The sequence below is a fragment of the Streptomyces sp. NPDC005799 genome, assembly GCF_040630525.1.
GTDB lineage: Bacteria > Actinomycetota > Actinomycetes > Streptomycetales > Streptomycetaceae > Streptomyces > Streptomyces griseorubiginosus_B.
The window spans coordinates 107,918-113,987 of the sequence record NZ_JBEXXQ010000036.1 but is presented as its reverse complement, the minus strand read 5'-3'; the positions used below and the strand labels follow the sequence as shown (position 1 = coordinate 113,987).

Sequence of the window (6,070 nt, the reverse complement as noted above, 5' to 3'; positions counted from 1 at the left end):
TGTCGCACGCGCCGTCCGCGCCTCGCTGCCGCACGGTGCGCGCCCCTGGCGGTCCGGCGCCCGCGCCCACCTCGCCCTGCGACCGGCAGACCCGGACCCCGACCTCGCCGACGGCGGGCGGGAGCACCGGATAAGGCGGGTCGTCGAGGCGCTCGCCGAGCACCCGGATGTGGCCTTCGCCTACTGGGACGGAGGGTTGGAGCGGCTGGTTGTGGCCGCCGTGGAGGAGGAGGCCGGTGACCGCGTCGTGGACGAGGCGGTCCGTCTCGCCGCCAGACACGGACTGACCCAGACCGACGAGGACGTCGAGGACTTCGGGCATCCGGCGGATCCCGCCGGGGTCCGGGCCGCGGCGGAGGCGCTCGGCGCCGACGCCGCCGGCATCGCGGTCGGTGTGGCCGGATACCTGCTGCGCCTGCCGCCCTCGCCACGCCAGGTGACCGCCCTGGTCACGCTGCTGCGCGAGAACCCCTCCGTGCGCGGCTGGCTGCGCGACCGGCTGGGGCGCACCCGGATGGACCTGCTGCTGGCGGTCCTGAACGCGGCCGCGCACGGTGCCGGCAGGACCCCGACCGCCCTGGTGCTCGACGGCGCTCTGCGCAGCCTCCAGTTGGCGGAGACCGTGGCGCGCACGGCCGCCTTCGAGACGGTGCACGACGACGTGTGTTCACCCGGGCGTCCGGGCGTCGCCGCCGGCCACTCTCCCCGCCCGCCCCTGCGCACCTCCCCGGCGCAGGAGTACGCCACCAACGCCTCGGCCGGCAGTCTGCTCGGCGCCGTGGCAACCATGCTGGTCAAACACAACGGGACGGAGGTCGCCGAAGCGGTCCTCGCGGGTTCCCCCAAGGCCGCGCGCTACGGGCCCGCCGCCTTCCACGCCGTCCTGAGCATCACCCTGTCCCGCGGGCGCGTCCTGGTGCGCAACACCGAACGGCTGCGCGAGCTGGAGATGGCCGGCACGGTCGTCCTGCACCCGAGCGCGCTGCTCGATCCGGACGGCGAACCGGACGCGTGGGCCGAGCCGGTGCTGGACGCGGCCCGGCGCGCCGGGCTGAGCGTCGTGCTGGTCGACGACCCCGCCCTGTCCGACATCGCGGGACTCGCCGACCGGGTGGTCTCCCGCGACCGGCCGCTGAGCGAGGTGGTGCGTGAGCTGCGCGAGGAGGGCGACACCGTCGTCACGGTCGCCCGCCCCCGGTCGGCGGACGACGCGGACGTCCTGGCCGGGCTCCTCGGCGGTGACATCGCCGTCGCCCTCGCCGACCACGACAGCGCCGTCGTCTGGGGAGCGGACGTACTGGCCCTGCACGGCCCGACCGACGTGTGGCGACTGCTCACCGCCATCCCCGCCGCCCGAGGGGTGGGCCGCCGCGCCCAGATCCTGGCCCGCTCCGGTGCCGCGCTGTCCGGGCTGCTGGTGGCCGTCGGCGAGACCCGCAAACCCAGCCGCACGCCCTGGCCCGGCCTGCGGCACACCCCGGTCGACGTGGGCGCCGCGGTGGCCCTGTTCTCGGGGGCACGCTCGGCCCTGCGGGTGGCCGCGACCCCCGCCCCGCATCCGCGTCCCCGCGTCGCCTGGCACGAACTGGACGCCGAGTACGTCCGGACCAGGCTCGAGGGGACACCGCACGAGCAGGCCGAGCCGGAGCCGCAACCGGCAGACGAGCCCGGCACCGGGCATCCCCTGCTGGTAGCTCTGCGCTGGTCGGGGCAGCTCTTCCACGCGGTGCGCGAGGAACTGGACGATCCGCTCACCCCGGTCCTGGCCGTCGGCTCGGCCGCCGAGGCGATCCTCGGGTCCGCCGTGGACGCCCTGCTGGTCGTCGGCGCGCTCGACCTGAACGCCCTCGTCGGCGGCGTCCAGCGGCTGCGCGCCGATCAGGCCCTGTCCAGGCTGCTGGCCGGCCAGAAGCAGAAGGCACGGGTCGCGCCCCCGGAGGACCACGCCGAGGACGAACCCCGGACCGTCGACGCGGCCGGGCTCCGGCCCGGCGACATCATCGAGCTCAAGACCGACGACGTGGTGCCCGCCGACGCCCGGCTGCTGTGGCAGGACGGTCTGGAGGTCGACGAGTCCGCGCTGACCGGCGAGTCCCTGCCGGTGGAGAAACAGACCGACCCCACCCCGCAGGCGGCGGTCGCCGAACGCAGCTGCATGGTCTTCGAGGGCACCACCGTCGCGGCCGGCAACGCCTGCGCCGTCGTGGTGGACACGGGCGAGCGCACCGAGGCCGCCCGCGCCGTCCACCTCGCCGCCCGTACCCCTCCGGCGCCGGGCGTGCAGGGCAGGCTGCAGGAACTCACCCGTCGCGCCCTGCCGTTGACGCTGGCCGGCGGGGCCGCGGTCACCACGCTGTCGCTGCTGCGCGGTACGCCCATCCGCGAGGCGGTCAGCGGGGGAGTGGCCGTCGCGGTGGCCGCCGTGCCCGAGGGGCTGCCGCTGGTGGCGACCGTGGCACAGCTGGCGGCGGCCCGGCGGCTGAGCCGGCGCGGTGTCCTCGTGCGCACCCCGCGCACGCTGGAGGCGCTGGGCCGGATGGACACCATCTGCTTCGACAAGACCGGCACGCTCACCGAGAACCGCTTGCGGCTGGCCCGTATCGTCGAGACCGACGGCGAGGTGTTCGCCGCCGCCGACGCGACCGAGGCTTACACGCTGCGCGCCGCCGCCCGCGCCTGTCCGCGGCTCAACGGCGGTTCGGACCGCCCGGTGCACGCCACCGACGAGGCCGTGCTCGACGCCGCCGGGCCCGACCCCGAGTGGACCCAGCTCGAAGCGCTGTCGTTCGAGGCCGCCCGCGGATACGCCGCCGCGGTCGGCCGGGTCGGCGAGGGACCGCGCATGTTCGTGGTCAAGGGCGCCCCGGAGACGGTTCTGCCCGCCTGCTCCGAACTGCCCTCCCACGCCTGGGACACGGCGCATTCCCTCGCCGCCGACGGACTGCGGGTGCTGGCCGTGGCCGAACGGCGCCTGGACGAAGGCGCTCAGGACGCCGACGTACTCGACGCGCCGCTCGGGGACCTGGAGTTCAGCGGCCTGCTGGCGATCGCCGACGCGCCCCGGGAGACCTCGCCCGCGCTGATCCATGGCCTGGGCGAGGCGGGCGTACGGCCGGTCATGCTCACCGGGGACCATCCGCAGACCGCCCGCAGCATCGCCGAGGACCTGGGCTGGCCCGCGGACACGGCCGTCGTCACCGGCGATGAGCTGACGGCGGCCGACCGGTCGGCCAGGGCGGCGATGCTGCGGGAGGTGGGAGTCGTCGCCCGGGTCGCGCCCGAGCAGAAACTCCAGGTCATCGAGGCGTTCCGGGACGCCGGCCGGGTCGTGGCCATGGTCGGCGACGGTGCCAACGACGCCGCCGCGATCCGCGCCGCCGACGTCGGCGTGGGCATCAGCGCCCGTGGCTCGGCCGCCGCCCGCAACGCCGCCGACCTGGTGCTGACCGAGGACGACCTCTCGGTGCTGATCGACGCCGTCCACGAGGGGCGGGCCCTGTGGCACAGCGTCGCCGACGCCATCGCCATCCTGATCGGCGGCAACGCGGGCGAGGTGGGCTTCGGCATCCTGGGCACCCTGCTGGGCGGCCGGGCGCCCCTGTCGACCCGGCAGATGCTGCTGGTCAACCTGTTCACCGACCTGTTCCCGGCGATGGCGGTGGCGGTCACGCCGGACGAGGAGGCGATACGGGCGACCGCGGACTCGCCGGAGGACACCTCCGACGTGCTGGGCGCGCCGCTGATCCGGCAGATCCGGCACCGGGCCATCGGGACCACTCTGGGCGCGCTCGTCGCCTGGCTGTTCGGCCGTTTCACCCCGGGCACAGCGCGCCGCTCCAGCACCATGGCCCTGTGCGGTGTGGTCGGCACGCAGCTGGCGCAGACCCTGCTGGACCGCCGGGACAGCCCCCTGGTGCGGTTCACCTCCCTGGGGTCGGCCGTCGTTCTGGTGGCCCTGATCCAGACCCCGGGCGTCAGCAATCTGTTCGGCTGCACCCCGCTCGGCCCGGTCGCGTGGGCGGGCGTCGTGGCGGCGATCGCGCTCGCGCTGCTGGGCCAGCGTGTCCTCGTCCGTCGGGAGCAGGGGTGACGACCGTGGTCACAGGATGTTCGCACCATGAGCGCAGAACTCCCGCGCGTCCCCCCGAAGACGTTTGACCGGCTCTGGTTTATTGCTCGTCGGCCATGAACCGCCGCACGTCTGGGGCACGCATGAATTCGAGTGAGTACGACCGTCTGCCGGTGTACGACAGTCTGGTGAGGGAGCGAGGGGACGTCGTGACGGAGACCCGGGAGGTGGCCGAGCGGGCGCGGCACCAGGCGCGGGAGGCCCTCAGCGGGCACGCCTACCCGCCGCCCGGTCACCCCCAGGGGACCGTGTCGCCCTGACCCGCACGCACCGGCGGTACCGGTCGGGCACGCGCACGTCGGCACCGAGTTCGGGGGCCGCGTGCCGCGCCTCCCGCCCGAGCCGCGTGCCGCGCCCTCGCCGCAGGGCTGCGCAGCAGCCGGCGGCCCAGGAGCGAGGTCCGGAAGAACCGCGGCTGAGGCCGGCGTGATCCGCCAGTGCCACCGAGGGACGGCCCAGATGAACGGGCCCCGCCGGGACGACCTACACCACCTCTTCCCGGGACTCCTCGACGCCCTGCTCGCCGCCGCCACTCGGCAGGCCGTCCGGCTCGGGGACAAAAGTCGCCTTCGCGGGAAGGTGGTTGAAGAGCAGGTTCAGGACGATCGCCGTCAGGCATCCCGCGCTGATCCCGCTGTCCATCACCGTCTGGAACCAGTCCGGGAACTTCTCGTACGCCGTCGGCACCCCGACCGGCAGCATGCCCACCGCGACCGAGACCGCCACCACGGTGAGGTTGTGGTTGTCCTTGAAGTCCACCTGGGCCAGCGTGCGCAGACCGCTCGCGGCCACCGTCCCGAACATCACCAGACCGGCGCCGCCGAGCACCGGCGCCGGTATCGCCGCGACCACCGCGCCCAGCTTGGGCAGCAGACCGAGCAGCACGAGGATGCCGCCCGCCGCGGCCACCACCCAGCGGCTGCGCACCCGGGTCATGCCGACGAGGCCGACGTTCTGCGCGTAGGCCGTGTAGGGGAAGGTGTTGAAGACGCCGCCCAGCACGGTCGACAGACCGTCGGCCCGCAGACCGTCCGCGAGGGAACGCGGCTCGACCCCGCGTCCGGTCATCTCCCCGACCGCGATCAGGTCACCGGTCGTCTCGGTCATCGTCACCAGCGCCACCACCAGCATCGAGACGATCGCCGAGACGTGGAACGTGGGTGCACCGAAGTGGAACGGCGTGCTGATGCCCAGCCAGTCCGCGTCGCCGACCCCGCCGAAGTCCGTGAACCCGAAGGGGACGGCCACCGCCAGGCCGACCGCGATACCGATCAGCACCGCGATCCGGCTCAGGAACGCCGGCGCGAACCGCTGCACACCCAGCACCACCAGCAGCACGAACAGGGCCAGGCCGAGATTCTTCGGCTCCCCGAAGTTCTTCGAACCGGTGCCGCCCGCCGCCCAGTTGCCCGCGACCGGCAGCAGCGAGACGCCGATGATCAGGATCACCGTGCCGGTCACCAGCGGCGGGAAGAAGCGCAGCAGCCTTCCGAAGACCGGCGCGAGCAGGACGATCGCCAGCCCTGCCACGATCACCGACCCGTAGATCGCGGGCAGTCCGCCACCCGTCGTCCCGATCAGCACCATCGGCGAGACCGCGGCGAACGTACAGCCCTGCATGATCGGCAGCCGCACCCCGAACCGCCAGAATCCCACGCACTGGATGAGCGTCGCGATCCCGCACACCAGGAGGTCCGCGGTGATCAGGTACGCCAGATCCGCGGGCGACAGCTTCATCGCCCCGCCCACGATCAGCGGCACCGCCACCGCGCCCGCGTACATCGCGAGCACGTGCTGCAGTCCGAAGGCGGCCAACTGCCGTACGGGCGGGAGCTCGTCGACGGGATGGACGGGCGCGGGTGTGGTCATGGGGACTCCAGAGCTGCGGAGGGGACATCCGAACCGGACGAGACCGTAAGCGGATTGAACAGTTTGTTGATT

The 6,070-nt window shown here is 73.9% G+C and carries 3 protein-coding genes; 2 read left to right on the top strand and 1 reads right to left on the bottom strand.

What is annotated here, in order from left to right; translation table 11 throughout:
• Together ABZ453_RS31650 and ABZ453_RS31645 are read left to right on the top strand one after the other, a co-directional pair.
• The coding region (locus tag ABZ453_RS31650) for a cation-translocating P-type ATPase (protein WP_359020226.1) at nucleotides 1-4,090 on the top strand (4,090 nt) is incomplete at its 5' end.
• A gap of 122 nt (nucleotides 4,091-4,212) precedes the next feature.
• The gene (locus ABZ453_RS31645) at nucleotides 4,213-4,389 is read left to right on the top strand and encodes a hypothetical protein (protein WP_359020224.1); all 177 of its coding nucleotides are present in this window, start codon (nucleotides 4,213-4,215) and stop codon (nucleotides 4,387-4,389) included.
• Between the two features lie 223 nt (nucleotides 4,390-4,612).
• Here the strand turns inward: ABZ453_RS31645 and ABZ453_RS31640 are convergent, their stop codons facing one another.
• A complete protein-coding gene (locus ABZ453_RS31640) occupies nucleotides 4,613-5,998 on the bottom strand; it encodes a nucleobase:cation symporter-2 family protein (RefSeq protein ID WP_359020222.1) in 1,386 nt (461 codons plus the stop codon).
• Between the last annotated feature and the right edge of the window lie 72 nt (nucleotides 5,999-6,070).